This is a genomic window from Caulobacter sp. UNC279MFTsu5.1, assembly GCF_900114015.1.
Classification (GTDB): domain Bacteria; phylum Pseudomonadota; class Alphaproteobacteria; order Caulobacterales; family Caulobacteraceae; genus Caulobacter.
The window spans coordinates 1-26,182 of sequence record NZ_FORN01000027.1; the positions used below are offsets into that span (position 1 = coordinate 1).

At 65.4% G+C, this 26,182-nt stretch carries 21 protein-coding genes; 6 read left to right on the forward strand and 15 right to left on the reverse strand.

The genetic code is table 11. The annotated features are described in order from the left end of the window. Together BM066_RS15455 and BM066_RS15460 are read right to left on the reverse strand one after the other, a co-directional pair. Positions 1–247: hypothetical protein (locus BM066_RS15455; protein WP_143093744.1), on the reverse strand; the 247-nt coding region annotated here is incomplete at its 3' end. A gap of 305 nt (positions 248–552) precedes the next feature. Then, positions 553–1,644, reverse strand: coding sequence for an alpha/beta fold hydrolase (locus BM066_RS15460; RefSeq protein WP_177218472.1), 1,092 nt, complete (start codon positions 1,642–1,644; stop codon positions 553–555). Positions 1,645–1,896: 252 nt separating this feature from the next. Between BM066_RS15460 and BM066_RS15465 the strand changes: the two genes are divergently transcribed. Beyond that, the gene (locus tag BM066_RS15465) at positions 1,897–2,208 is read left to right on the forward strand and encodes a DUF1272 domain-containing protein (RefSeq protein WP_089929374.1); all 312 of its coding nucleotides are present in this window, start codon (positions 1,897–1,899) and stop codon (positions 2,206–2,208) included. A gap of 283 nt (positions 2,209–2,491) precedes the next feature. Here BM066_RS15465 and BM066_RS15470 read toward each other — a convergent pair whose 3' ends face one another. The 3 genes from BM066_RS15470 to BM066_RS15480 form a co-directional block, all read right to left on the reverse strand. Further along, positions 2,492–3,721 (reverse strand): glycoside hydrolase family 27 protein, encoded by a 1,230-nt coding sequence (locus BM066_RS15470; RefSeq protein ID WP_089929376.1) that lies wholly within the window; start codon positions 3,719–3,721, stop codon positions 2,492–2,494. A 375-nt stretch (positions 3,722–4,096) separates the two neighbouring features. After that, positions 4,097–5,632: an alpha-N-arabinofuranosidase gene (locus tag BM066_RS15475; RefSeq protein ID WP_089929378.1), complete on the reverse strand. Its 1,536-nt coding sequence runs from the start codon at positions 5,630–5,632 to the stop codon at positions 4,097–4,099. Between the two features lie 55 nt (positions 5,633–5,687). Next, positions 5,688–6,674 (reverse strand): glycoside hydrolase family 43 protein, encoded by a 987-nt coding sequence (locus BM066_RS15480; protein WP_255367608.1) that lies wholly within the window; start codon positions 6,672–6,674, stop codon positions 5,688–5,690. 708 nt (positions 6,675–7,382) lie between these two features. Here BM066_RS15480 and BM066_RS15485 point away from each other — a divergent pair. From BM066_RS15485 to BM066_RS15495, 3 genes are all read left to right on the forward strand, one after another. Next, complete coding sequence (locus BM066_RS15485; protein ID WP_177218473.1) at positions 7,383–10,418, forward strand: TonB-dependent receptor; 3,036 nt, start codon at positions 7,383–7,385, stop codon at positions 10,416–10,418. A gap of 88 nt (positions 10,419–10,506) precedes the next feature. Further along, positions 10,507–11,442, forward strand: coding sequence for an alpha/beta fold hydrolase (locus BM066_RS15490; protein WP_218150914.1), 936 nt, complete (start codon positions 10,507–10,509; stop codon positions 11,440–11,442). Further along, positions 11,439–11,921, forward strand: a complete 483-nt coding sequence (locus BM066_RS15495; protein ID WP_089929385.1) for a cupin domain-containing protein — start codon at positions 11,439–11,441, stop codon at positions 11,919–11,921. The genes BM066_RS15490 and BM066_RS15495 overlap by 4 nt, the downstream gene beginning before the upstream one ends. A 63-nt stretch (positions 11,922–11,984) precedes the next feature. On the opposite strand, the gene BM066_RS15500 is transcribed toward BM066_RS15495, so the two are convergent. From BM066_RS15500 to BM066_RS15510, 3 genes are all read right to left on the reverse strand, one after another. After that, positions 11,985–12,596 carry a hydrolase gene (locus tag BM066_RS15500; RefSeq protein ID WP_089929387.1) on the reverse strand — a complete coding sequence of 204 codons (612 nt, stop codon included), beginning with the start codon at positions 12,594–12,596 and terminating at the stop codon, positions 11,985–11,987. A 118-nt stretch (positions 12,597–12,714) separates the two neighbouring features. Continuing rightward, positions 12,715–13,752: a FecR family protein gene (locus BM066_RS15505; RefSeq protein WP_089929389.1), complete on the reverse strand. Its 1,038-nt coding sequence runs from the start codon at positions 13,750–13,752 to the stop codon at positions 12,715–12,717. Next, positions 13,749–14,276: an RNA polymerase sigma factor gene (locus BM066_RS15510; protein WP_177218474.1), complete on the reverse strand. Its 528-nt coding sequence runs from the start codon at positions 14,274–14,276 to the stop codon at positions 13,749–13,751. Before BM066_RS15510 ends, BM066_RS15505 begins: the two co-directional genes overlap by 4 nt. 129 nt (positions 14,277–14,405) lie before the next feature. On the opposite strand from BM066_RS15510, the gene BM066_RS15515 reads away from it, so the two are divergent. Continuing rightward, the gene (locus BM066_RS15515; RefSeq protein ID WP_089929393.1) at positions 14,406–14,855 is read left to right on the forward strand and encodes a helix-turn-helix domain-containing protein; all 450 of its coding nucleotides are present in this window, start codon (positions 14,406–14,408) and stop codon (positions 14,853–14,855) included. 48 nt (positions 14,856–14,903) lie between these two features. Continuing rightward, complete coding sequence (locus BM066_RS15520) at positions 14,904–15,671, forward strand: alpha/beta fold hydrolase (protein ID WP_089929395.1); 768 nt, start codon at positions 14,904–14,906, stop codon at positions 15,669–15,671. A gap of 204 nt (positions 15,672–15,875) precedes the next feature. Here BM066_RS15520 and BM066_RS15525 read toward each other — a convergent pair whose 3' ends face one another. The 7 genes from BM066_RS15525 to BM066_RS15555 all read right to left on the reverse strand — a co-directional run bounded on the left by BM066_RS15525 (position 15,876) and on the right by BM066_RS15555 (position 25,986). Further along, on the reverse strand, positions 15,876–16,397 hold the full coding sequence (locus BM066_RS15525) for a winged helix-turn-helix domain-containing protein (protein WP_089929482.1): 522 nt from the start codon (positions 16,395–16,397) through the stop codon (positions 15,876–15,878). A gap of 241 nt (positions 16,398–16,638) precedes the next feature. Further along, positions 16,639–17,277 (reverse strand): response regulator, encoded by a 639-nt coding sequence (locus BM066_RS15530; protein WP_019848259.1) that lies wholly within the window; start codon positions 17,275–17,277, stop codon positions 16,639–16,641. Continuing rightward, on the reverse strand, positions 17,270–20,341 hold the full coding sequence (locus BM066_RS15535; protein WP_089929397.1) for a sensor histidine kinase: 3,072 nt from the start codon (positions 20,339–20,341) through the stop codon (positions 17,270–17,272). Before BM066_RS15535 ends, BM066_RS15530 begins: the two co-directional genes overlap by 8 nt. A 219-nt stretch (positions 20,342–20,560) precedes the next feature. Beyond that, positions 20,561–23,617, reverse strand: a complete 3,057-nt coding sequence (locus BM066_RS15540; protein WP_177218475.1) for a sensor histidine kinase — start codon at positions 23,615–23,617, stop codon at positions 20,561–20,563. A 422-nt stretch (positions 23,618–24,039) separates the two neighbouring features. Next, positions 24,040–24,858, reverse strand: a complete 819-nt coding sequence (locus BM066_RS15545; RefSeq protein ID WP_089929402.1) for an alpha/beta fold hydrolase — start codon at positions 24,856–24,858, stop codon at positions 24,040–24,042. A 58-nt stretch (positions 24,859–24,916) separates the two neighbouring features. Next, on the reverse strand, positions 24,917–25,213 hold the full coding sequence (locus BM066_RS15550) for a putative quinol monooxygenase (RefSeq protein WP_089929404.1): 297 nt from the start codon (positions 25,211–25,213) through the stop codon (positions 24,917–24,919). Between the two features lie 95 nt (positions 25,214–25,308). Beyond that, positions 25,309–25,986, reverse strand: a complete 678-nt coding sequence (locus tag BM066_RS15555; RefSeq protein ID WP_143093745.1) for an ATP-binding protein — start codon at positions 25,984–25,986, stop codon at positions 25,309–25,311. Between the last annotated feature and the right edge of the window lie 196 nt (positions 25,987–26,182).

Sequence of the window (26,182 nt, forward strand, 5' to 3'; positions counted from 1 at the left end):
CCGCTCCGCACATCACCCGATAGCCGTCGTTGTAGATCTGGTTGTAGTGCGGCCCCCAGATGATGTTGATCGGGAAGTTCGAGGCCAGGCACAGGCTCACGGTCGTGCGCAGGCTCTGCGGCCAGGATTCGATCGGGCCCAGCGGGGTTTTCGACCAGTCGCTGGCGGCGATCAGCTCCGCCATTTCGCCGCCGCCGGACAGAAAGTCGGAATTCCTGAACGCCGGAACGTCGATCCGCTTGTTCATGACGGCAAGCCTTGTCGGGGCGTCGAAGACCGTTGTCCGTGTTGAGAGTTCGCTTCTGAAGTCTACGCAGAGTTGTGGCGGGCCGCAATGGCGGGAACTAGGTAGCTACCCTTAGCGGATGTCATCATCCGCCATGGGCTGCGGGGTCGCACTGTTATCTCCAATTTTCCAGCTGGTGAGCATGTCAGGACGGCGCCAGTTGCTGACGTTGGCACCCCTCCAGGAACACGACATTCAGCGCGCGAGGCGCAGTGGCGAGATCGCCCCATGTCGGACCCTAGTTCGACCTCAAGTACTCTCCGCAATCAGCGCTTCGGCTTAGAGTTGGCGATCGGTCGGACGTGTTGCACGAGGAAATCGAGAAACGCCGTCGTATGGGTCTCCAGCGCGTGATTGCCCGCGCCCGGAATGGTGACGAAGACCTTCTTCGGGGCCTTAAGCTCGTCCAGCCAGGCCTTGGCCATGGGCGGCGGCGCGTTGGTATCCTCCGCGCCCTGGATCACGAAGACCGGCACGGCTAAGCGCCCGCCCAGCGAACCATAGTCGAAGCTCTCGCCCCACGAATGGCCCAGGGCCTTCTCGTTCTGCAAGGCGGCGGCCTGGGCGGCCATCAGTTCCTGGGGTGTCCAATGCGGCGCGCTCATCGCTTCCTGCATCGGGTTGGCCGGCACAGGCGCCCGGTACTTAACGTAGACCTTCTGGAAGGCGGCGACCCGTACAGGGTCACGCGGTTCGCGGAAGGGGGTGGGGCCGCTAGTCCTGAGATCTGCCAGCGACGCCTCGTCGTTCGCCGCCGTCGCGAGTCGTAGCAGGCGCTCGTAGCCGTAGCGTTCGCGCTCTGCGCGGGGCTTCACGATCTGGCCGGCCGCCACATAGGCGCTGAACATCTCTGGCTTGGCCTGGATCATCTTCACGGCCAGCGTCGAGCCGAAGTTGACACCTAGCAGGACGATCTTTCGCTTACCGAGGCGACCGCGCAGATATTCGCTCAGCGCTAGCCCGTCCTGGACCAGCCGGTCGATAGTTAGGTCCGACCCAAGCGTCGCGCCATTGGCTACGAACGTCTTGCCCGCACCGCGTGGGTCCCACTGAACGACGGTGAAATCCTTCTCCCAGGGCTGGAATGTCCGGATATAGGGGCTGAGGATCGCGCCCGGCCCGTCGACCTGTGTCCCACCGATGATCAGAAGCACCGGATTGGCGCGGTCGTCGCCTCGTATCGTCACCCACTGCTTGATGCCGCCGATCTGGACGAAATCCTCTTCGTCGACCCCGTTAGGCGCGGTGATGGCGTACGGGGCGGACTGGGCCACCGCCACGTCTGCCCCCGCACAGGCGAGAAATCCAGCTAGCAGCACGAACATGACGGCGCTGATCGATGACTTCATGGACGGCATGCCTCCCTCCTTATTACGCATGTAATCACCATTCGAATTACATGTGTAACTTCTAGAGTCAATCCGGCCGGGCAGCGCCAGAAGCTGCCGTTGGAGCAGCTCCAGATTCCGGACCTTCAGCAAAATACGCCGGTGGCGACGTCCAACCCGTCGCATACGAAAAGGGGCGAGGCTGTTTGCGGCAGGAAATGAGGGAAGCCTGTCATTGTCGCGGCGCCTGTATCGGGTGATACGGCAGGCGGAGGACCCTACATGGCTCTTGAACTTAGGCCGAACTGCGAATGCTGCGACAAGGACCTCGCGCCCGCCTCAACCGAAGCTCGGATTTGCACCTACGAGTGCACCTTCTGCAGCGACTGTGTCGATGAGGTGCTGTTGGACGTCTGCCCTAACTGCGGTGGCGGATTCGTCCCCCGGCCGATCCGTCCTTCTCGGGACCTACGGCCCGGTCTAGGCTTGCCTAGCCGGCCCGCGAGCATCCAGCGACGCCGCCTGTCCTATTCAATGGACGAAGTGCGGGCCTTCAGCGCGCAATGGGCGGAGATGCCTCCCACCGACCGCTAATTGCTCGCCGACATGCGCTAGCCGCGATTTTCCGTCCGCGGCCCGTCCGCCGAGTGCGGCTTCACCCGCATCGAGTGGCCTGTCAAGACCGCCCATCCCGAGGTCAGCCGGGTGTTCATCGAGGCCGAGAGCTTCGCCGCCGGCCGGCGGCCAAAGAGCCGATCGCAAGCTAATCCACGCCCGACGTGGGCCCTCGGGCTTTCGGATTCCCAAGGTTTGGAGTCTCTGACAGATGCTCCGCCCAAATCGGTAAGGACTCCTGCGCGCCGCGCGGCCGGGCACCCTATGTTTTCGCAGGGGCGGTCAGGACCAGCATCAGTACGCTGTGCGGCGCCAGCCGCGCTTGCAGTTTGGTGCTGGTGTCGCCGGTCTTCTTGCTCCACAGGTCGGACCAGCGGTAGGTCGTCTGCTTGAAATCGACCGACAGCTTGCTCAGATCATCGGTCAGGATTTGCGCCTTCCAGTCATGGTGAATGTCGGCCGCCTGGTTGGAGCGGTTCAGGAACATCAGCGCCCATTGGCCGCCATCGAGCGGCTTGGCATAGATCTCCAGCGGACCGTCGACCATGACGCGCAGCGCCTGCACACCCAGCTTGTCCTGGCTCACCGCGATCACACCGGGGTTGGTCAGGATGCGGCGGGTCGACTCAGACATGGTGCGCAGGTCGTTGCCCAGGATGAGGGGCGAGGCCATCATGGCCCAGATCGACAGATGGGCGCGGTCTTCATCCTCGCTCATGCCGTTGCCCACTTCGAGCATGTCCATATCGTTCCAGTGGCCGGGCCCTGCGAACTTGCGCAGGCCTGCCTGCCTGTCGAGGATGCGCAGCACGCCCAGACCAGTCGATAGACCGGGGCTGAATTCGCAGTCGAAGCAATTATAGATATCGGGCGTGGTGCGCCACGAATGGCCAACCTGGCCGCCCCACTCCCACGGCTTGCCGATGCCCCATTCGCATATGCTGAACAGCATCGGACGGCCCGCCTTGGCGATCGCGTCGCGCATCGTGGTGTAGGCCGGTTCGGGGCTCATGCCCGGGGTGTCGCACCAGTCGTACTTGACGTAATCGATGCCCCAGCGCGCATAGCTCCGCGCATCCTGATACTCGTGGCCACGGCTACCGGGACGGCCGCCGCAGGTGTTCGCGCCGGCGTCCGAGTAGATGCCCAGCTTGAGCCCCTTGCCATGCACATAGTCCGCCAGCGCCTTGATGCCGGATGGGAAGCGCGTGGGGTCGGGCTGGATGTTGCCGTCGGCGTCGCGCTGGCCCTGCCAGCAATCGTCAATGTTCACGTATTGGTAGCCGGCCTCCTTCAAGCCCGTCTCGACCATGGCGTCGGCGGTCTCGCGGATCAGGCGTTCGTCGATACTGCAGGCAAATTTGTTCCAGCTGTTCCAGCCCATTTGCGGGGTGCTGGCCAAGCTTTCAGCCTTTTGAGCCCAGCTATTGCCGCAGGCGGCGGCGCCCAGAAAGACGCCCAATACGAGCTGCGCTATGCGTTTGGTGTTCATCTCAAATCCCTGAGCCTGATCCTGTCGTCCTGGCGCCACGCCATACTGAGGTGGACGATCTTAAATGCGGCTTTTCTGTCTTCAGCAAGCACAATCTCCCATTTCTATAAAATCTCGATAGTCATTCAAGCGTGAAAACAATATTCAAGCCTTGTTTTTCTGTGAAATATCTGCAATCATCATACCATATGAAAGCCACAGCCTCGGATCTTGAAATCATAATCTAGATTCATTCTAATCAGTCGTAATTTGCACTCTTATCTGACGAATTCGACGCAAGCAGCCGCGAGACGTTCTCGCTACCTTGCGTCGAAGAGCGTTAGCCGCCCTACCCGCAAAACCGCCGGCGGGCCTGGCCCACCGGTTTTGCCCCGACTATTCCAGGCCGAGCACCGTCACCGACGCCGGCGCGACGGTGACGGTCAGCTTGCCGCCCGCGACCTTGGCCGACAGCGCCCTGGGGGCGACGGTGTTGGGTGCGTCGAAGGTGTTGATGCTGTTGACCTTCGGCGCCGAAAGGGTCTGGCCCGAAGCCTTCGTGGCTTTCACGCCGGCCAGTGAAACGCTGAACGTCGCGGGCGACTTCGGGTCGATATTGGTGACGGCGATCCAGACCTTGCCGGCCTTGTCCCTGGCCGCGATGGCGTCGACGCGCGGCAGGGTGACGCCGTCCGTCGTATAGGCGCCGGCGTCGAAGGTCAGCGGTACGAAGGTCGCGTCCTGGAACGGCACGTACATGTGGAAGACGTGATAGGTCGGCGTCAGCAGCATCCTGTCCTTGTCGGTCAGGATCATGGCCTGCAGGACGTTGACCATCTGCGCGATATTGGCCATGCGGACGCGGTCGGCGTGGCGCGCGAAGATGTTGAAGTTGAGCGCGGCCAGCACGGCGTCGCGCTGGCTGTTCTGTTGCACCGCGCCGCCCGAGTTCGATCCCGACGCCGGCACGAGCCACGCGCCCCATTCGTCGACCACCAGGGCGACCTTCTTTTCGGGATCATATTTGTCCATGATCGCCGACTGCGTCTTGAGCGTGTCGTCCATGCCGAGCGAGTCTTTCAGCAGGACGGCGTAGTCCTTCTCGTCAAAGCCGGTGTCCGACATATGCGGCGGCCAGCCGCCCGTCGAATAGGAATGCAGGGACAGGCCTTCGATGTCCCAGGCCCAGGACCGGCCCTTCCAGGCCTTCATGACAGCCTCGGTATAGATGGGGTCCGGGCCGCTCGGTCCGACGGCCACGCGCTTCATCGGCTGGGCGGGATTGTAGCTGTGCACGAAGTGCGAGAAGCGCTTCATTTCGTTGACGTAGAAGTCCGCCGACATCGCGCCGCCGCAGTCCCAGGATTCGTTGCCGAGACCAAGGACCGCGACCTTGTACGGCTCCGGATGACCGTTCTTGGCGCGCTCGGCGCCCAGGGCGCTGTCGGTCGAAGACGTCATGTACTCCAGCCATTCGGACGCTTCCTGCGCGGTGCTGGAGCCGAGATTGACCGAGATGTAGGCTTCGGTTCCGATCTGCTGGGCGAAGTCCATGAATTCGTCGGTGCCGAAGGTGTTGGGTTCACCGATGGCCGGCTTGCGCTCAGGGCCGATACCGCGGCGCCAGTTGTATTGGTCGGCGAAGCAGCCCCCCGGCCAGCGGACGTTGGGGACCTTGAGCGCCTTCAAGGCCCCTACGACATCGTTTCGGATGCCGCGCGTGTTCGGGATGGTCGAATCCTTGCCGACCCAGATGCCGCCATAGATCCCGCTACCCAGGTGCTCGGCGAACTGGCCGAAGACATGGCGGTCGATCACGACGCCGGGCTTGGACGCATCAAGCGCTACCTGAACCGGGGCGTCGGCGGCATGGGCCGCGACAGGCAGGATCACGGCGGCGGCGATCGCGGCCGCGGAGGTCAGAAGGCGCATTGATTGGATCCCCGGTAGATTATCGCGCCATTGTCCAGCGCGGCTATTTGTCTGATTAATTGGCCGGCGGAGGGGGCACGGACACGCCGGCCTCGGTCTGGACGACGGGCTTCAATGTGCCGTCCGGGTTGTATTGCAGGTATTCTACCGTCACGGCGCGGCGGCCGACGGCGCCGCCCTGGTCCCCGACCGTAAGCGTCGCATTGTGCAGGAAGATGTACCCCTGGCCCCTGAACTCGGCGATGCCGGGATGGATTGTGAAGCTGTTCTTGGCCGATTTGGTCAGCTCGCCGCGATAGGTCCATGGCCCGTCCAGCGAGGTCGCGGTGGCGTAGGACACGTGTTCGTCGGTCTGAGTCGCGCGGTCGAGCGACGCATAGGTGAGGTAATAGAGATCGCCGCGCTTGTGCAGCCAGGGACCTTCCTCGAAATGCGGCGGGGTGATCTTGCGGATCGGGCCGTCGATTTCCGTCATGTTGGCCTTGAGTTTCGCGATGTAGCAGTCGCGATTGCCCCAGGCGATCCAGGTCACGCCGTCATCGTCGGTAAAGACGGTGGGGTCGATATCCTCCCAGCTGTGCTTGCCGTCGGGCGTCATCTGGTTGGTGATCAGGGCCGATCCCCGCGCGTCGGTGAAAGGCCCGGTCGGGCTGTCCGAAACGGCGACGCCGATGGCCTTGCCCGGACGGCTGTCGTCGTGTTCGACGGCGGCGTAGAAGTAGAACTTGCCGTTCTTCTCGATGGTCTGCGACGCCCAGGCGTCCTTCTTGGCCCACTTGAAGTCCTTGACGTTCATGATCGGGGCGTGCGGCGTCCAGGTCTTCATGTCCTTGGTCGAAAAGACCAGCCAGTCGCGCATGTCGAACATCGCGTCGCCCTGGGCCTGGTCGTGGCCGGTGTAGAGATACAGCGTGTCGCCGACGACCAGCGGGGCGGGGTCGGCGGTGAACCGGTCGCGAAACAGCGGGTTGCCCCGATTGACGATGACCGGCTCGGGACTGGCCGACCGACCGACCGACGGCGCGCCGAATGAAGCGAGCACTACGGAGCAAGCGAGCGCAAGAGACAGATTTCGTTTCATCCAGTTCCCTCGGTCGCCGTTAGCGTCCGCGACATTACTCAGACAATTTGAACTCGTAAAGCGGTTATGGCGGCCTACCGTCGTGGGTGGCCGCTTCCCACCCTGCTCGATCCATTGGCGCGTCCGGTGTTATGGCGAGGTCGCGCCAGTAGCATGCGTAATCGGGCAGACCCCTAAAGGGTCGAGCTCCCAGTAGGGTCTCGGTTTCAGCCGAGACGAAGGGGGACGACGATGTTCTACGCAGCTTTGGAACCGACGTTGACGCACCTCCAAGAAGGCGACATTAAGCGCTCGATCGCAGACGCCGGGGCCGACCTAATCAACCGGTCAACGGCCTGGCGACGACAATCGATCTTCCAAATTGTTAGCCACCGAAAGACAGCGCCAAGCTCTGCCTATGAAAATCTCCGGCAGGACGATCGGAGCACTCAAGCAGCACGTGCCGGGCGATAGCGGGCTGACGCCCAATCGCTTCGGTCAGGGTCTAGTCGCTCTTCGGCGTCGCAAAGCCGATAGAAGCCACGCCATTGCCGGGCGCCGAAAATTGCGCGACCTAGGGTCCTTGAGCGCGTAGAGCCTTTGAAGGAATGCTCCTCGGCTCCTGCGCCTTTGAGGGAAGGTATGCGTTCGCATCGACATCGACGTCGACACTGGGCGGACGCCGGCGCTTTGCTGCTCGCGATGACGGCATGCGCCGCCCATGCCGCGCCGGTCCTTGTCGATGTTCGCGCCGGCCCCCTGCAGGACGCCCTGGCCGAACTCGCGCGAGAGGACAACGCCGAGGTTCTCTATTCGGCCGACCTGGTCCGGGGCCGGCGAACCCCGGCCGTCAAGGGCAGGCTCACCCGAGAACAGGCCCTCGCGCTTCTGCTGCAAGGGTCCGGCCTCGGCTACCGGATCACGCCCGACGGCGTCTTCGTGCTTTTCGAACTGCCCAAGCGCGATATCCCCGACCCGGGCGACGGCGCGATCTCAGAAGTGCTGGTGATCGGCCGACGCACCCAGAACGCCGACATCCGTCGCACCGAGAACGACATTCAGCCCTATACGGTCGCGGGGCCTCACAACCTCGCAGTGGCCGCGCAGGACAATGTCGACCAGTTCTTGCGCGAGCGACTGCCCGCCAACGGCCGGGTATATTCGCCCGGCCAGATGGTGAACGGCGCCGGGGCGCCCAACTCGGCGATCGACCTTCGCGGCGTCGGCTTGCAGAGAACCCTGGTGCTGGTCGACGGGCGGCGCCTGCCCAGCCTGCCGACTCAGATGACCGGGCTGGAACAGAGCGACATCAACGCCATCCCTCTTGGCGCGATCGAGCGTATCGAGACCCTGACCGCCACGGCCGGCGGCATCCATGGCCCCACCGCCATCGGCGGGGTCGTCAACGTCGTCCTGAAACGCGACTACCGCGGCGCCGACCTGACCGTGGTCTCGGGCATATCCAGTCGCGGCGACGCGGCCCGCGGGCGCCTCGAGGCCCGCCTGGGCTTCACGCCCGACCATGGAAGCACGGACGTGATGCTGTCGGCTTCGTACTCGGCGGCCGAGCGGCTCACCGTCGGCCAGCGCGATTACGCCCGACGATCCCTGGAACTGCAGGCCAGGAACAATCCGGCCGAGTTCCTGCTGCAGAACCGGGCCGTCAACGCGATCACCGTCCGCAGCCCCCGGGGCGAGCCGCTGCGGCTGGACGCCGCCTATGGCGGAGCCGTCCTGGGCGGCAGCTACACCTTCCTGCCGATCGGCTTCCAGGGGACGGACCTGGAGAAAGCGGCGGTCCTGGTCGCCAACGCCGGGCGCCTGCCCACCGACCCAGCCTATGGCGACACTTCGCTGATCGCCGCGCCCGAGACCTATTCGATCCTGTTCAGCGCCCGTCGCCGGATCAGCGACCGGGTCGAGGCGTTCGTGGACGGCTTCGATCTCCACCAGCACGGACGCATCATCACGCCCAATCCCAACAATACTCGAAGCGTCAGCGCCGCAGACGCGCCCGGCAACCTGTTCGCCGATCCGGTCAGTTTCTATTTCCCCCTGCCGGACCTGGTCGAAGAGAAGACGACCACCACCGACGTCCGCCGCCTCACCGGAGGTCTGATCGCCACCCTGCCCCGAGGCTGGCGGGCGTCCGCCGACTATACGGTGGGCCGCGCGCTGCTGGACGCCCGGCGCGAGGGCCTGACCATGAGCTTCAGCATTGATGGCGCCCTGCGCAACGGCCTCGCCGGGGCGCGAGGCCAACCCCCGGTCGTTCCGCTCGGCGACTTCGCCGCCCTGCGGTCGGCGGCCATGGCCTACACCGTTCCGACCGCCACCTATGGCCGATTCACCACCCAGTTCAGCAACGGGGTCGCGCGCGCGGCGGGCCCTCTGGTCACCCTTCCCGGCGGCCCCCTCACGGCCACGCTGCTGGCCGAGGTGCGACGCGAACGCATGCCGCAGACCGAGTATGGGCAGGTCAACGAATTCTCGACGATCATCAGCGTCTCGCCAGACAGGGTTCAGCGGGTGACGTCCGGCTATGTCGAGCTGCGCGCGCCCTTGCTGTCTCGCGAGCCCCGGATCGTCCCGGCGCGCGGCCTGGAGCTGCAGCTGGCCTTGCGGCGAGACGACATCAAGACGACCTTCCCCGACATCACCCAGACCGGCTTCGCCACCGTCCGGGTCATGACCGCCGTTCGCCACGAGGCGGACGTGTTCACCCTGGGCCTGCGCGCCTTTCCGGCCGACTGGCTGATGCTGCGCGCCAGCGCGGCGACGGGCGAGTCGCCGCCGGACATGACCCATCTCCAGGAAATGGTCTTCGTGGCCCGCAATCCAGCCATCTATCCCTATACCGATCCCAAGCGCGGCGGGCGGCTGCTGGTGGCCGACGGCCCGTTTCTGTGGGGCCGCAGCGGATGGCGCGATATCGGCCAGGAGAAGGGCCTGACGCGATCGTTCGGGATGGTTTTCAACCCATCCGGCCGGAGCGGCCCGCGCCTTTCGGTCGATGTCTCCCACGTCGAGATTCGCGACGAGATCGGGCTGACCCTCCTCAGCGCCCAGCAGGTGCTCAACGCCGAGGAGCGCTATCCCAACCGCGTCGTCCGCGAGCCCCTGTCCGCGGCGGACGCCGCCCTCGGCTACACCGCCGGTCGGGTCACCGCCCTCTATACCGGGCTAGGAAACGTCGGGCGGACCGAGGCTGAAACGGTCGATGCGCAGCTGGACTGGACGCTGCCCCCGGTGCTCGGCGGCGACACACGGCTTTACGGCGCCGCCACCTGGCAGCCGACGCTGCGAACCCGGCGCAGGCCGGACACGCCCTGGCTGGACCGCGTCGGCTATCGCGACGGCCCCTTGGAATGGCGCGGCAACGCGGGCGTCCAGTGGGAGCGCGGGCCGCTGCTGGTGGACCTGAACGTCCAGTATCTGGGGCGCTCAAGCCCGCTGTGGTCGGCCTACAGCAATATCATCCAGACCACTTCCCGCAATCAGGGACGGACCTACATTCCGTCGCGCGCCTATCTGGACCTCACCGCCCGCCGCCGGTTCGATTTCGCGGCCGACCATGGACTGCGGTCGTTCGACGTCGGTTTCGCCGTGCAGAACCTGTTCGACACCAGCCCGCCGATCGTCGCCGATCCCAATCACATGGGCTACGACTATCGCGGCGACGCGCGGCGGCGGCGTTTCGAGCTCAGCCTCGCCGGCCGGTTCTGAGGTCGACGCCCGATGAGGGTTCTTCGCAAACCTGCGTTCCCCCTTGTGAGGGCGTCCGACCGGACGCCGGCACTCCGGAGGACAGCCCGTGTTCAAGTTCGCCCCCGTCGCCTTGGCGGCGTTGTTGCTTTCGGCCTCCGCCCCAGTCTCCTCGGCTTGGGCGCAGGTCAAACCGTTCCCCGTCGATTTCAAGACCCAGGAGATCGCCACCAACGGCGCGACGATCCATGTTCGGGTCGGCGGCAAGGGACCGGCCGTGGTGTTGCTGCACGGCTATGGGGAAACCGGCGACATGTGGGAGCCGATGGCCGTCGAGCTGGCCAAGGACCACACCGTGATCGTGCCCGACCTGCGCGGCCTTGGCCTGTCGTCCAAGCCCGCTTCGGGCGGCTATGACAAGAAGACCCAGGGCGAGGACGTGGCGGGCGTCCTCGACGCGCTGAAGGTCGGCAAGACCGACCTGGTCACCCACGACATCGGCAACATGGTCGGCTACGCCTTCGCCGCCGAGCACCGCGACCGCGTCGGCCGCTTCGTGCTGATCGACGCGCCGCTGCCCGGGGTCGGGCCGTGGGAAGAGATCCTGAAAAATCCGCTGCTGTGGCACTTCCGGTTCGGAGGCCCCGACATGGAGCGCCTGGTGGCCGGCCGCGAGCGCATCTATCTCGACCGCTTCTGGAACGAGTTCTCGGCCAATCCCGCCCGCTTCACCGAGGCCTCGCGCGAGCACTACGCGACGCTTTACGCCATGCCCGGCGCCATGCATGGCGGCTTCTCGCAGTTCGCCGCCTTCGACCAGGACGCCGTCGACAACAGGGTCTTCGTGGCCCAGGGCAAGCTGAACATGCCGGTCCTGGCCCTGGGCGGCGAAAAGTCGTTCGGGCCGATGATGGCCACGGTGATGCGCTTCGCCGCCAGCAACGTCACCGAAGGCGTGGTCCCCGATTCCGGCCATTGGATCATGGAAGAGAACCCCAAGGTCACCGTGGCGATGGTGCGCGACTTCCTGGACGCCAAGCCGTGAGCGGCCGTCTCGCATCCACGGGCGCGGCGTTCCTACTGATCGCCTTCGCCGGCGCCGCCTCGGCCCAGGAGCGCCTGCTGCGCTTCACCCCGAGCGAGATCGAGGACATGACGAAGGGCGGCGCCGGGGCCGGCACCTCGGGCGTCGCCGGGATCAGCACGACGATCCTCTACGGCGATCCCACCAAGGCCGGCCCCTACACGATCGCGCTGCGGGCGCCGCCCAATGTCCGCATCGCCGCCCACAGCCATCGCGACGACCGCACCGCCGTGGTCGTCGCCGGCGTCTGGCGGTTCGGCTACGGACGCAAGGCGGACGAGGCCCTGGTCAAGACCCTGGCGCCCGGCAGCTTCTACAGCGAACCCGCCGGGGTCGAGCACTTCGCCATGACCGGACCGGAAGGCGCGGTCGTCTACATCTCCGGCTTCGGCCCGACCAGCACCGACTATGTCGAGGCGGCCAACGCGCCCAAGCCCTGACGGTCGCTGCATGAGAGAGAGGGGGGAGCAAGCCCGCCGAGCCTTGCTCCCCCTTTTGTCGGCTCAGTGGCCGACCGCGCGCAGCACGATGTCGGCGAAGCCCTCGGCGGTCGCCTTGCGGTTCCAGTCGCGCTGCAGCTCGCAGGCCACCTGGATCCAGCTGACCGGCTTGCCGCCCGCCTGGACGACGCGGTCGATGCCGGCGCGGTGGGCCAGCTCCGAGGTGCCGCCCACCGCGTCCACCACCGCGAAGACCTCGAAGCCCTCGGCCAGGGCGTCCATTGCCGGGAACGCCAGGCAGACCTCGGTCCACAGGGCGACCATGATCAGCTTTTTCCGCCCCGTCGCCTTTACGGCGGCGACGAAGTCCTCATCCTCCCAGGCGTTGATGGCGGTGCGGTCCAGCGGACGAACGTCCGGCAGCATGTCGGTGATGGGCGTGATGGTCGGGGTGTTGAGGCCCGTCGCCACGTTGACCGTGGTCAGCACGACCGGCAGACCATAGAGCTTGGCGGTCTTGGCCAGGTTCGTGACGTTGGCGATCAGCAGGCGTTTTTCCATCGTGACGATGGACGAGACCTGGACCGGTTGGAAGTCGATGATCACCAGCGCGGCGTTCTGGGGCGTCAGCAGGTGGTCGACCAACGGGTCGCGGATAGTCTGGGGCGATGTCATGTCGGATCCTCGCTCATGGGTTCGAGCGACGACAGATGTCGGCGAGGGAGACCCCAGGCCTGCGGCGCTCTACTAGGGAGAACGCCGCGTTCTCAAAAGTCCTCAGGAGCGACCGCGCCTAGCGCCGCGTCGAGACCAACTCATAGGTGTCAGCGTCGTGGGCGATCATCCTCACCGGCAGGACCTGCGACACCGAACGTCCGAAACGCTTGATGTCTCCGGTCTTGAAGACGCCGGTGATGCGCAAGGTCGCGACCTTGGGATCCTTGATGACGATCTGGGCCCGGGTGTAGCGGTTCAGCAAGCCGACCGCTTCGGACAGCGGCTGGTCGCGAAATTCCACCACACCCTGCTTCCAGGCCAGGGCCTCGTCCACATTGGCCGGCGACACCTTGCCCACGCCCCCCGGCTGGGCGGAGAAGGCTTGACCGGGCGAAAGCTTGATCGGCGGCGCGGCCGCGCCTCCCGGGGCCGAGCTCACCGATACCCTGCCCTCGGCCAGCACGACCCGCAAGGCGCCTGACGTCAGCCGCACGTCGAACTGGGTGCCCAGCGCTGTGATCACGCGTCCATCCGCCTGCACGGCGAAGGGATGGGCGCGGTCGGGCGCGACATCGAAGAAGGCATGGCCGTTCAGCAGGCGCACGTCGCGCCGGCCGTCTGCGAAGGCGACGTCGACCGCACTGTCGACGTCGAGCGTGACGCGCGTGCCGTCGGGCAGGTCGACGATGGATTTCTGTCCCCCGCCGGTGACGTAGTCGGCCCGCCCGATGGCCGTAAGAGAAGCGGCCTCGTTGACGGCGATTTGAGTCGGCTTGGCGGAGCGGTCGAACCAGCCCTGCTGGGCGCCTATGAACAGCGTCGCCGACACCGCCGCGATAGCGATCGAGGCCGCGACGAGTTGCGGCCAGAAGGGCTTGGCGGCGGGCTCGGGCCCGGCCTGCCTGGCCGCCCGCGCCATGGCGGCGATCAGGTCGCTGTCGTCGGCGTCGTCGAAAACGTCCCACATCTGATGCGCCTGGGTCCAGGCGATGCGGTTCTCCTCGCTCTCCTCCAGCCAGGCCGCGAACTGCTCGCGCTGAGGAGACTGGTCGAGGTCGTCGCGGGCCAGCCATCGCGCGGCGGCCTGAGCGGGGGTCAGGATGTCGCGGGTCATCGGGCGCCTCCCGCATGGGCCATCAGATGCTCGATGGCGCGAACCATGTGCTTTTCGACGGCGCTGACCGAGAGGCCAAGCTGCTTGGCGATGGCCTGATGGCGAAGACCGTCGATCCGGCGAAGCAGGAAGATCGTCCGCGTCCGCTCCGGCATGGTCATCAGGGCGGCGGCGGCCGCGTTGAGAGCCTGTTTGCCGGCATAGATGCGGGCGGGATCGAAATCCTGCTCGCCCTGAAGATCCGGGTCCAGCGCGACATGCTCGTCGGCGCGCCTGACCGTGCGGCGACGGTAGCGGTCGGCCAGCACGCTAGCGGCGATCTGGAAGATGTAGGCGCTGGCGTGGTCGGCATGGTCGGGCGTGCCGCGTACCGTCAGGCGCAGAAAAACCTCCTGCACCAGATCCTCCACCTCGCTGGCGTTGCGGATCCGGCGGCGAAAATAGGCGCCCAGGGGGCCGCGCATCGTCGCGGCTTGCCGGGCGAAGGCGTCCGCGCGCGCGGCGGCGTCCGAAGCGTCGCTCATGGGCCCCTCTCGCGCCATTCCCATCAGAGAGTCCGCCTTCTGTCCAACGACCAAAGCGCATCGGCTGTCGAGAAGGCAGAACGCAGGCCGGGAGGAAGTCCTCACCAAGCGTCCGGGGGGTGAGGAAATTTGACCGACCTGCGTTCAACCAGACGGGACGACGGCAAGGACAGCCGCCCGACGGAGACGAGGATGATGGACGACAACGCCGCGAGACCAGTGAAATCACGCCCCGGGGGATTGGCGCCGTGGCAGGAGCGCAAGGTCCTGCACCATGTCAGCGAGCACCTCGGCCGGTCGATTCAGATCCGCGACCTGGCCGGTCTCACCGGCCTCAGCGTCGGCCATTTCTCGCGTCGCTTCAGAGGCAGCTTCGGCCTCACCCCGCGCGCATACCTGATCCGTCGTCGCCTCGAATACGCCAAGACCCTGTTGATGCAGACCCCCTCTCACCTTTGCCAGATCGCCTTGGCCAGCGGATTCTCCGACCAGTCTCACATGTCCCGCACCTTCCAGGCGATCGTGGGCAGCACGCCGACCCGCTGGCGGCGAGAGCGAGCGCCCCATCCCACGCCCTAGCCGGACCGCCGAACAACCGCTCTTCCTCCTCTTTCAAGGACTTTTCCCATGACCCAGAAAGCGGCAGCCCTCGCCCTGGCCCTTGGCTTGACCAGCCTCACCGCCGCACACGCTCAAACCAAGCCGACGGTCGTTCTCGTCCACGGCGCGTTCGCCGACAGCAGCAGCTGGAACGGCGTCGTCGCCGACCTGACCCGCGACGGCTACCCTGTCGTGGCCGCCGCCAATCCCTTGCGCGGCCTGGCGAGCGACGCGGCCGCGGTGCGGACGGTGCTCAACGCGATCCCCGGCCCGGTGATCCTGGTCGGCCACTCCTATGGCGGCGCAGTGATCTCGGCCGCCAGCGACGGCGCCACCAACGTCAAGGCCCTGGTCTATGTCGCCGCCTTCGCTCCCGACGCCGGCGAGAGCATCTTCGAGCTCTCCGGGAAGTTCCCGGGCAGCACCCTATCGGCCGCCCTGGACAAGCCGGTCGATCTGCCCGGCGGCGTCCATGACCTCTACATCCAGCAGGACAAGTTCCCGGCCCAGTTCGCCGCCGACGTTCCCCTGTCCCAGGCCAAGCTGATGGCCGTGACCCAACGTCCGCTGACCGACGCGGCCGGCGCCGAGAAGGCTGTCGCCACGGCCTGGAAGGCCATCCCTTCGTGGTGGGTCTACGGCGAGGCCGACCGCAACATTCCGCCGGCCGCCATGAAGTGGATGGCCGAACGCGCCCACGCCAGGCAGGTCGTCACCGTGACAGGCGCGTCGCACGTCGTGATGATTTCCCATTCCCACGAGGTGTCCAAGCTTATCGAGGCGGCGGCGCGATAAAAATCCCTCCGCAGGCGGGCGCGGCGGCCCACCCCCATAAGCTGACGTTGGCAGCCCTCCAGGAACACGACGTTCAGTGGAGGCGCGCTGTGTACTCGGCCTTTGTCAAAGCTGATGCCCCTCATCGAGCTGGGCGTCGCACCCAGAGCCGGTCTAGCAGTCGCCTTGCCAGAAGCGATCGAAAGGAAAGGGATGCCGACTCGTTCATCCTCCGGACGACGAGATTTGCTCGAGCTGTTGGCGAACGACATTGATGGTCTCGATCAACTCGACCAGGCTAGGCGCCTCTCCCGAGGGGGGGCGGTCTGAAACTGGTGCGGGCGATCCAGTCGCACGGACCGGCGCGATGAAGCGATAGCCTCTACCGACGACGGTCGCGATAAACCGCGGCAAGCAAGGATCGTCCTCCAGGGCTCGCCGCAGGCCGGCCACATTCACCTTGAGGTTGGTTTCCTCGACATAGGTGTTCGGCCAGACCCGTGAGATGAGCGAGCGCTTGTCCACCAGTTCGCCCGGTTTCTCGACCAGAGCCGTGAGGATGTCGAGTGCGCGTCCCCCGATTCTCACCGGCGCCTCGCGCTTTAGCAGTAACTGCTGTTCCGGCCTCAGGAGGAAGCAGCCGAACGCAAAGCAGCGTTGGCCCGGCGCCGCTTGGTCAATATCGGATCCGTGCTCTGGTGAACGAGTCACCCCAAGAAGAGGTTCGGAAGCGGCGGCAGTCGGCATTTCGACATTCCTCCAGGCTTGGCGCATAGCCTTACCAGTCGGCATCTGGCCCATCACTGGAGTGGGTTCGACAGTGTCGCCCTATCCGACGACGGCAGCATAAGCTTCAGCTCCGACCTCGGTCCATGGCCCCAAACCGGGGAAGTCAGGATACCCGTTTCAGTGACAACACATCTCTAGCGCATGAGGTCAGCGACCGGACGGAAATCGCTTCCGGTCGATCAAACCGTTGACGGAGCGGCTACAGTTCGATGATCCCTCGCTTGGCGGCGACCGTCACCGCGTGCGTCCGGTCCGCGACCCCGAGCTTGGCGAAGATGCGCTTGAGATGCGCCTTCACCGTGTCCTCCGAGATGCCTAGCCTCCGGGCGATCTGCTTGTTCGGATTGCCGGCGGCCACCAGCGACAGAATCTCGATTTCGCGCTCGGTCGGGGCCTCGCCGATCGCGTGCACCGCGATCTGTGTTGCGACCTCCGGAGGGATATGGCGTCCGCCGCCATGCACTGCGCGGATCGCGTCGATGAGATCGGTTCGCATCGCGCTCTTGAGCAGATAGCCGTTGGCGCCCGCCTTAAGCGCTCGCAACGCTTTCGCGTCGCCGAAATAGGTTGTGAGCACCAGGATACGCACCTGCGGGTGTTTTCTGCTGATCGTCTGGATCGCCTCGACCCCGTCGATGCCCGGCATTTGGAGATCCATCAGCACGACGTCTGGATTGGCCGCATCGATAGCGGCGATCGCTGCGGCGCCATCGCCAGCCTCCGCGGCCACGACCATATCGGGCTGCCGCTTGATCGACCCCACGACCCCGTCGCGCAGCATCGGGTGGTCGTCCACGATCATCACGCGGATCGGATTGGCGGTTACTGAGTCATCCATCGCTACGTTCCATCGCGAACCAACGCCGCCAGGCTAGCCAGATCGGGCGCGATCTGTCGGCGTAGGCGATGTCGGCCCCAATCACCACTTCGACTTGCGTGCCACGAGCGGGGCCGGGGGTGATCGCCAGTTGTCCGCCAATCTTCGCCGCCCGCTCGCGCATGCCGACCAGGCCAAAGTGACCAGGGACGCCGCCCTGCGCGACGATCGCCGGCGCGATGCCGATGCCGTCATCGGTTATCCGTAGACTCAATACCCTGGCGCCGAAGATGATCGCGATCGTAACGCTACGCGCCTGCGCGTGGCGTGCAATGTTGAACAACGCCTCGTCGGTGATCCGCAGCAACTCGTCGGCGACCGCCGGATAGATGTCGCGCCGTGAGCCCTCGACCACCACACGTGTTTCGACCTTCTCGGGCCGCAGCAGCCGTTCGGCAGTACGCCCGACGAGGTCGGACAGGCTGCGCGTGTCGCTCCATTGGCGCAGCGCGTGGACACGATCGCGTCCCTCGATGACGATCGCGTCCGCGCTGTCGAGCGCGTCGATCATCTCGCGATGCGCGGGCGGTATGGTGGCGATGTCCTGGGCGATGTTGCTGAATCGCATGATCAGCCCCTGCACGCTTTGCAGCAGCGTGTCGTGCAACTCGCGCGCAATGCGCTCGCGCTCGTCCAGCCGCTCGTTCATCCGCGCCCGGATGTGATTGGCGACGGCGCGTAGCCGCAGCGAATAGGCGAGCCACAGCAACGTCAGCGCCAACGCCGCGCAAAGCAGGTAGAACGGCCAGCTCTGGAAGAAGGTCGGCGGAATTCCGAACTCCAGTGTCGCACCGGTGTTATTCCAGACGCCGTCCCGGTTCGCGGCACGCACCTGGAACCGGGATTTTCCCGGGCCAAGGTTGGTGTAGGACGCCGACCGGCGATTGCCCGGGTCGATCCAGTCCTCGTCGACACCCTCGAGCCGATAGCGAAACTCTACCTGCTTCGATGCGATCATGGTCATCGCGGAGAATGTGATGTCGAGCGACCGGGTACCGGCCGGGAGCGTGAGATTCGTCGGGTCGAGCTGAACATTTCCTCCACTGGCGAGCGAGCGTATCACCACGGGCGGCGGCCGGGTATCGCGGGTGATCCGGCCGGGATCGATGAACGATGGGCCGTTGTTGTTCAGCAGCCAGATCTTGCCATCGCTGGCGACCGCGCCCTGCTCGCCCGGGTAGGGACTGCCCTGCGGCGCGCTCGTGCCGTCCTCCGGCGCGTAGATGTCGCGCCTGAGGGGCGCGCTCGGGTCGTCGAAGGCGCGATCGAGGTCGGCCGTGTCGACCCTGGAAAGTATTCGTCCTTTCCTCAGCCAGGTATCGCCGCGAGGGGTTTGCAGCACCATCCGGAGTTGCGCGATCCACGGGAACCGTCGCCAATCAAGCCGCGAAACGCGGGTTCCACGTATGCGCAGCAAGGCGTCGCTCCCGCCGACAAAGATGTCGCGGGGCCCGGCTTGGATCTTTGTAATGGTCCCTGGCTTGAAGGGGGCGAGGTTTATCGTCGTCGCTCTCACCCCGTTCAATCGGACGAGTTCGCTTCCGGTCACATAGGCAACCTCCCCCCATGGAAGAAACAGCAAATTCGCGCTGCGGGGCGTGGGCAGCGTGCGCTCCGGCGAATGCCAACCGCTGGCGTCGTGCCACATCACTTGCCGATCGGCGGTGATGATCCACAATCGGCCGGAACTATCCTCGCCGCAGGCTCCCGACAGAGGCTTGCCCGGCGGGGGCGAAAATGATCGGCGAGTACCGTTGATGAAGCGGGAATAGCCGGACAATTCGACGGTCCAGACACCGCCGCTTCGACCGGCGCAAATGCCGCCGACGCCAGCGGGGGTGACTCGGCGCGCTGGACCGGGCGAGATCTGGAAAACTCCGAAGCTGTTGGAGAGATAAACTTCCTGTCCGTTTCGCTTGATGCTGTAGCCGTCGTCGGGATTGCCCACCAAAGCCGGCTCTCTGAAGACGGAGGCGGCGCGGAACTGGTCCAGCCCCGCATTGCTTCCCACCCAGACGGTGTTTTCGCGATCGACGAACACGCTGAAGGTGTCGTCCGCCGTCAAGCCTTCGGCCGCCGAAAAGCGTCGCATCTCGTCGTCGGCGGTACGTGGCAGGCGGCCGGCGTCGGGGGTGTAGTATACCCCGCTGCTGGTGCTGGCCTGCCACAGTCCGCCGCTGCGATCGAACGCCACCGGCGTCGAACTGACGCCCGGCGCGGCCGCGAGGACGATCGGGCGCTCGATCTTTTTTCCGTCCACGCCGACGACGAGCCGGACCCCCAACTCGTCCGTGAGCCAGAGTCGCCCCAGCCGATCACCGGCGCATGCCCCAATCGTGCCCATGGGATGGGGACTGGTTCGAAAGCGCGAAGTTCCGGGTGGGAGATAGGCCAGCAAACCGACCCCGGCGGGTCTCATCACCGCCGCCCAGCGCGTTCCGTCAGCCGTAGAGCAAAAGGATCCGACGAAGCCATCCGGCAGGCCGAAATTGTCCGGCGACGATGCCCAGCGCCGGTTGTCCCATCGAAACACCCGCCTCTCGTTATAGCCGCCGTCCCAAGTGGCCAGGATCGCGCCATCCGTGGTCTGCGTCATCGACGTGATCATCGCCGGAGGCTCCGGCATGGACATGTCGCGCAACTCGCCGTCCCGGAAAACGCCGACACCGCCATTCTGGGCGAACCCGACCCACAATTCGCCTGACCGGGTGACGAGCAGCGACAACACACCGGAACGCTCCATCGGCGATCCGACCGGCGGCGCAATGCGCTCAAATGTTATCCCGTCGAACCGATACAGTCCGTCGGCGGCTCCCAACCAGAGCCAGCCATCGGCGGTCTGCGCGATCGCCCCGATGCCGGTCGGCGCACCGTCGTCTGCAGTCCACCGGCTATGTGTGAACTGCCCGAAACCGAGCCGGGCATATTGAGCAGCGGCGGACGACGCTGAGAATGTTGCAGAAAGAAACAGCAGCGCGATCGAGATGCACTTACCCAGAGATAAATTTCGTACCGATCTATTCATTTGAGATTTTCATGACCGTTGCCTCGGTCGAACGGAGCGCATCGCAAGAAGCGTCGAGCTTAGTCGCCAGGACTAGCCTCCCGCTTCACGCACGTCGACAGCCAACCCTCGCCTAATGTCGTCGCGATACCGGAATTAACCCCGCTTCACCGAGATGAACGACTGCACGTCGCGTCGCGGCGCCCTGTGCGCGGAGCGACCATGACAGCGAATACTGTGTCATCTACCGTTGCGTTTCACCGCGATGCGACGCCACAAGGCCAGCCATATCGGCCGCGGCCTGTCGGCATAGGCGATCTCGGCCGCGACCTTCACTTCTACTTGCGTGCCGCCGGCCGCGACCGTGGTGATGGTCAGTTGTCCACTGATCTTCCCCGCCCGCTCGCGCATGCCGACGAGGCCGAAGTGACCCGCGACACCGCCCTGGGCGACGATCTCCGGCGCGATGCCGGTTCCATCGTCGATGATGCGCAAGACAAGTGCTTCCGCGCCATAAGCAATTGTGATCGAGACTTTGCGCGCGTGCGCGTGACGGGAGACGTTGAACAACGCCTCGTCCGTGATACGCAGCAGTTCATCGGCAATAGCGGGGTAGATCTCCCGTTGCAGCCCCTCGACGCCTACTCGAACCTCGATCTTGTCAGGCAGCAGGAGCCGCTCGGCAGTGCGGGTGACGACCTCGAACAGGCTCCGCGCTGCGCTCCATCGGCGCAACTCGTGAATACGGTCGCGCCCTTCCACCACGACGGCGTCCGCGCTGTCCAGCGCGTCCAGCATATCGCGGTGCGCCGGCTGAATCGTAATCATATCCTGGGCGATGTTGCTGAATCGCATGATCAGCCCCTGCACGCTCTGCAGCAGGGTATCGTGCAGCTCGCGCGCGATGCGTTCGCGCTCGTCCAGCCGCTCGTTCATCCGCGCCCGGATGCGCTCGGCGACGGCGCGTAGCCGCAGCGAATAGCCGACCCACAGCAGCACCAGCGCCAGCGCCGCACAGAGGAGGTAGAACGGCCAGCTCTGGAAGAAGGTCGGCGGGATTTCGAACTCCAGCGTCGAACCGGTGTTGTTCCAGACGCCGTCATCGTTCGCCGCCATAAGGCGGAACCTGTAGCTGCCCGGCTTAAGCCCTGTGTAAAAGGCTTCGCGGCGGGGACCCGGGTCGACCCAACCATCGTCGACGCCTTCCAACTGGTAGCGGAACCGCACGCGCGAAGGCACGGAAAGGCTTGGCGCTGTATACTCGATCTGGAGATTGGACGTGCCCTTCGGCAGCTGGATCGGCGTAGCGGCCATATAGGTGCGGCCGCCGGAAACTAAGGACTTGATGATCACTGGCGGTGGGAGCGAATTGAAGGAAAGCCGCTTGGGGTCGATCCAGGCGACGCCAAGCCTCGTCACGAACCAGAGACGCCCGTCGGAGGCCTCCATCGCCGTTTGCGACCGGGAGTCCTGCTGCGCCACGCCGGGCATCCCGTCGTCGCGATCGAACACCCGCGCCTTCACCGAGCGACCGGCATGCGCGAATGCATCGTCCAAGTCGGCGCTCTCGATCTTGACCACGCCGGCCACAGTGTTGAGCCACAGATCGCCTTCGGAGGTTTCGACGATCCCGGCCGTCCGGCTCAAAAACGGGTGCAAGTCCGACCTGAGGGTGACGAAGCGCCGGCCATCGAACCGCGCCAACCCGAAGTCCCCGCCCGCGTAAACATGCCGTCCCCGGATGGCCATCACCACGACGGTTCCCAGCGCAAGATCGTTGCGCGCGGAAAACACCCGGCGTGTCGGTCCATCGACCATCTCGATGCGGACGCCTTCCGCGATCCATACGCGCCCGGCTCCGTCTCGGAGCATCTGCATCGGCAGGATGCCTGGGGTCGCGAGGCGTGGCTCGGGCGTCCATCCACGCCCCTTCCGGCAAAAGGCGCCTTCCACGGACGAGACGCAGATTCGACCCGCGGCTTCCTCGACGAGAGCAAATGGCCTGCTTCTCGCCCACGGCAGCGGTACGTCCTGAACCGTGGCGCCGGACAGAATGCCCAGCGTACGGTCCGTGCCGATCCAGGTGCGTGACAGCGCATCCGTGTGCAGTATCAATGGCCGCCGCGGAAGTCGGACCACCTTCCGGGCGACATGCTCCGGGTCCGCTCTAAAGAGAGCGTCGTTCGACGTCACATACATCGAGCCCGCAGGACCCGGCGCGATCCGGAAACCATTCCGCGAATCCGTAGGCAGGCCGGTCGCGACCACCACGCTCGTCTCGCGAAACTGGTCGAGACCAAGATTCGTCCCTACCCAGACGTTGCCTTCACGATCCTCCAGGATAGGGTTGGCGAGGTTGGACGTAAGGCCGCGCTCCACGCCGAACCGCTCTCTCGCGCCATCGGCGACGGGCGCGCCGCCTCCCAAACCGACGCCGCCGAGACGAAAGACGCCGCCACTCCCGTAGGTTCCCCAGAGACTGCCGTGTCGGTCGAACAGGATGCTCTCCGCTCGCGGATTGGCCGTCATCGGCGGCACGACCCATGTCGGCGTGGCTTGGGCAGGCGACGCCGCGATGCGCTGAAGACCCGGGCGTGCGCCGGTGGTCAGCCATATCGCTCCATCCGGCGATTGCTTCAGCTTTGGTCTGTCCGAAGCCGAGGCGGCGACGCGCGAAAAGCGATCGTCGCCTGGATGCAGCACCTCAAGTTGGCCGCCGGCCGCTATCCAGACTGATCCGTCGGCCGCTCCGAGTACGCTGGTCGCCGCGCCTGCGGCTACCCCGCGAGAACGATCGAAAATCTCCCATCCACCCTGACGGAAGCGGGCGACTCCGCCTCTGCCATCCCCGCCTAGGGCCGCCCAAATCCCGCCCGCGCGGTCCTCAGCCAGCTCCAGCACGGGGACTGGCGGGAGACCTAAGTCGAACGTGGTCAGGTGGCCGGCGCGAAGTCTCGCCAAGGCGCCTGATGCAAACCCAATCCAAAGGTCGCCAGAGCGGGTGGCAAGCAGTGAATTGACGTTGAGCGTCGGAAGACTCTCGCCCTCGACTGGTCGGAACTTCTCGAAACTCGCTCCGTCGAACCGGTAGAGTCCGCCTCCCGTGCCCAGCCAGAGGTAACCGTCGTCCGACTGGGCGAGGGCCCAGACCTCCGGCGGAGCTCCGTCTCTGGACGTCCAGGCGGTGTGCCGAAGTTGCTGAAGACTCCGCTGCGCATCCGCCGCGCACGTGTCGCACAGGCTCGGCAGGAGCAGGGCAAGAATCCCCAGCAAAAGGAATTTCCCAGCGGACGACATGCCCCATCTTTTCATCCAAAGTGGACGAAGTGTCACGGTGGAGCATGGGGGGCACGAGTCTCACGGAATACATGTTCCGCCTGCCGCTCTGTTACGCATCGGCAGTCCGCCACATGTCGCTAAGCTATTCGGTCTGGCTGGAGCTTCCGTCGGCATCGCTTTAGGCGGTGTGGACAAATTCCACACGCCACGGCTGCCGTTCAAGCGCCCACTGGGGTCGGCAGGGAGCAAGGCGCAATGCCGGCGGTGGAGTGGACCTCCGTCAAGGCCGAGCAACGCTGCCAGGGCCGCCGCTTCGATGGGGGCCGGGGCCGACGAATTTTCGAGGAGGGTTCGGACTTCGTCACGACGACGAAGTCCGAACCCTCCTCGGTTTAGGCCCCCAAGCCTTCACCACAGGCGATGACCGGGGAGAGATGTCGTCAGGACTTGATGAACGCCAGCAGGTCGGGATTGAGAACATCCGCATGCGTGGTCAACATGCCGTGGGGGTAGCCGGGATAGCTCTTCAGCGACCCGTTCTTGAGCAGGTTGACCGCGCGCGGCACCGAGCTCGTGAATGGGACGACCTGGTCGGCTTCGCCGTGCATCACCAGCACTGGCACGGTGATCTTCTTGAGGTCGTCGGTATAGTCTTCGAGCCAGGAGGCGACCGTCTCGTAGTGCGCCAGGGCGCCGCCGGCCATACCTTGGCGCCACCAGTTGGCGATGATGGGCTCCGAGGGTGTGGCCCCATCGAGGTTGTAGCCGTAGAACGGGTTCTCGGGGACGAAGCGGTAGAACTCCGACCGGTTGGCCAGCATGCCCCCGCGAATGGTTTCGAACCACTCCGGCGGTTGGCCGGTGGGGTTTTCCTCGGTCCGGTACATGCTTGGCGTCAGGGACGCCACCAGCACCGCCTTAACGACGCGCTCCTGGTGGCGGGCGACATAGCGAGCCACCTCACCGCCGCCCGTCGAGTGCCCGATATGGATCGCATCGCGCAGGTCGAGGTGCTCGGTCAGGGCCGCCAGGTCCGCGACCCAGGTGTCCATGTCGTTGCCGGTGCTAGGCTGGTCGGACCGGCCGTGGCCGCGCCGGTCGTGGGCGATCACACGATACCCGTTCTGGAGGAAGAACATCATCTGGGCGTCCCAGTCGTCCGCGCTCAGCGGCCAACCGTGGCTGAAGACGATCGGCTGACCCGAGCCCCAGTCCTTGTAGAAGATGTTGACGCCGTCTTTCGTCGTGACCGTAGGCATTGTTCAGTTCCTTTCGATAATCTTCCTGCCCATCGTCTCGGATCTCCGTCTCTCCGCCTCAGGCAACCACGACCGCCTGGAGGCTCAAGGCCCGGCGGTCGGCCAGCGCGCCGACATTGGCGCGATAGTGCTGAAAATGCGGAGAGGCCCGATGCGCCGCGGCCGCGTCCTTGTCGACATAGAGTTCGTCGAGCACGAAGACGCCCGGCTGGGACGGATCGGTCCAGAGGTCGTAGCGCAGATTGCCCGGTTCCGACCGGCTGGAGCCGATCAACCCTTCGAGCAGGCTGCGCAGTTCGGTTTCCTTGCCCGGATGAGCCGTCAGGATGCCCACGGTCTTCACATTGCCGGTCATCTCAGTTCTCGCGCTGCGTTGCGATGCGCCTTCTCGGCGGATCGCCACCCTAGGTCGGCGCGTCGCTTCGGCGGGTTAAACGCGGTAAAACTCGGTCAAGCTCGACCGGCCTCGGCGCTCATGGTGTCGCAGGACACGACAAGCCTGAGCTCGAAGGTGGTCCCGGTGTCGCGCGGCAGCATCAGGAAATCGATGCCCGCGCCACGCGCGAGTTCTTCGACGATGGCGGCTCCCGTCCGACGCTCGCGGCGCACGGCGCCGATCCCGACGCCATTGTCGCTGATCCTGCATAGGATGGCCCCGCCGCTCCTCGTCAGCTCGATCAGGACCTGACCGCCTGGGTCCTCAAACGCATGGCGCGCTGCATTGGTGAGCAGCTCGGAGACGATCGCGAGCAACGCCCAGCCACGCTCGGCGTCGAGCACGACCTCGCAGGTCTGCAGCCGAATGAACGCGCCCTGTTCCGCGAAGCGCGCCTCGGCCTGGTAGTGGCAAAGCTCGCAAAGGCGATTGCCGAGATCGATCGAGGCCTCGCGCGGCGGCTGCAGGATCCGCTGGATCGACGCCAGGGCGTGCAACTGCGTCGCCGCCTGCGCCAACCGGTCTTGCACCGCCGAAGGCGTCGGCATTCTCGAGGCCACACGTATCTTCGCGCAGGCAGTGGCGAAATCGTTGGCGGTGCGATGGATATACTCCGCGAGCAGGAGCGCGGCCGCGGACGGGCCGGTCAGGCGCGCTTTCGCATTCTCGTCGGGTGCTCTTGCGACGGACACGGATGGCCTCCCGGATAGATCGGCGGCATCGGCGCCGTGGATTCAGGGCCAATCGTATCGCCAGTCGGCGGGCCCGGAGAGTTAAGCGGGGTCAATTCCGGGCAAAGTCTGATCCTCGGCCGACTAGTCTTGGGCGCTGTCGACCTCGCTGGTCTCTGGGGCCAAGTTTTCGTTTAACCCAAACTAACCGCAATTC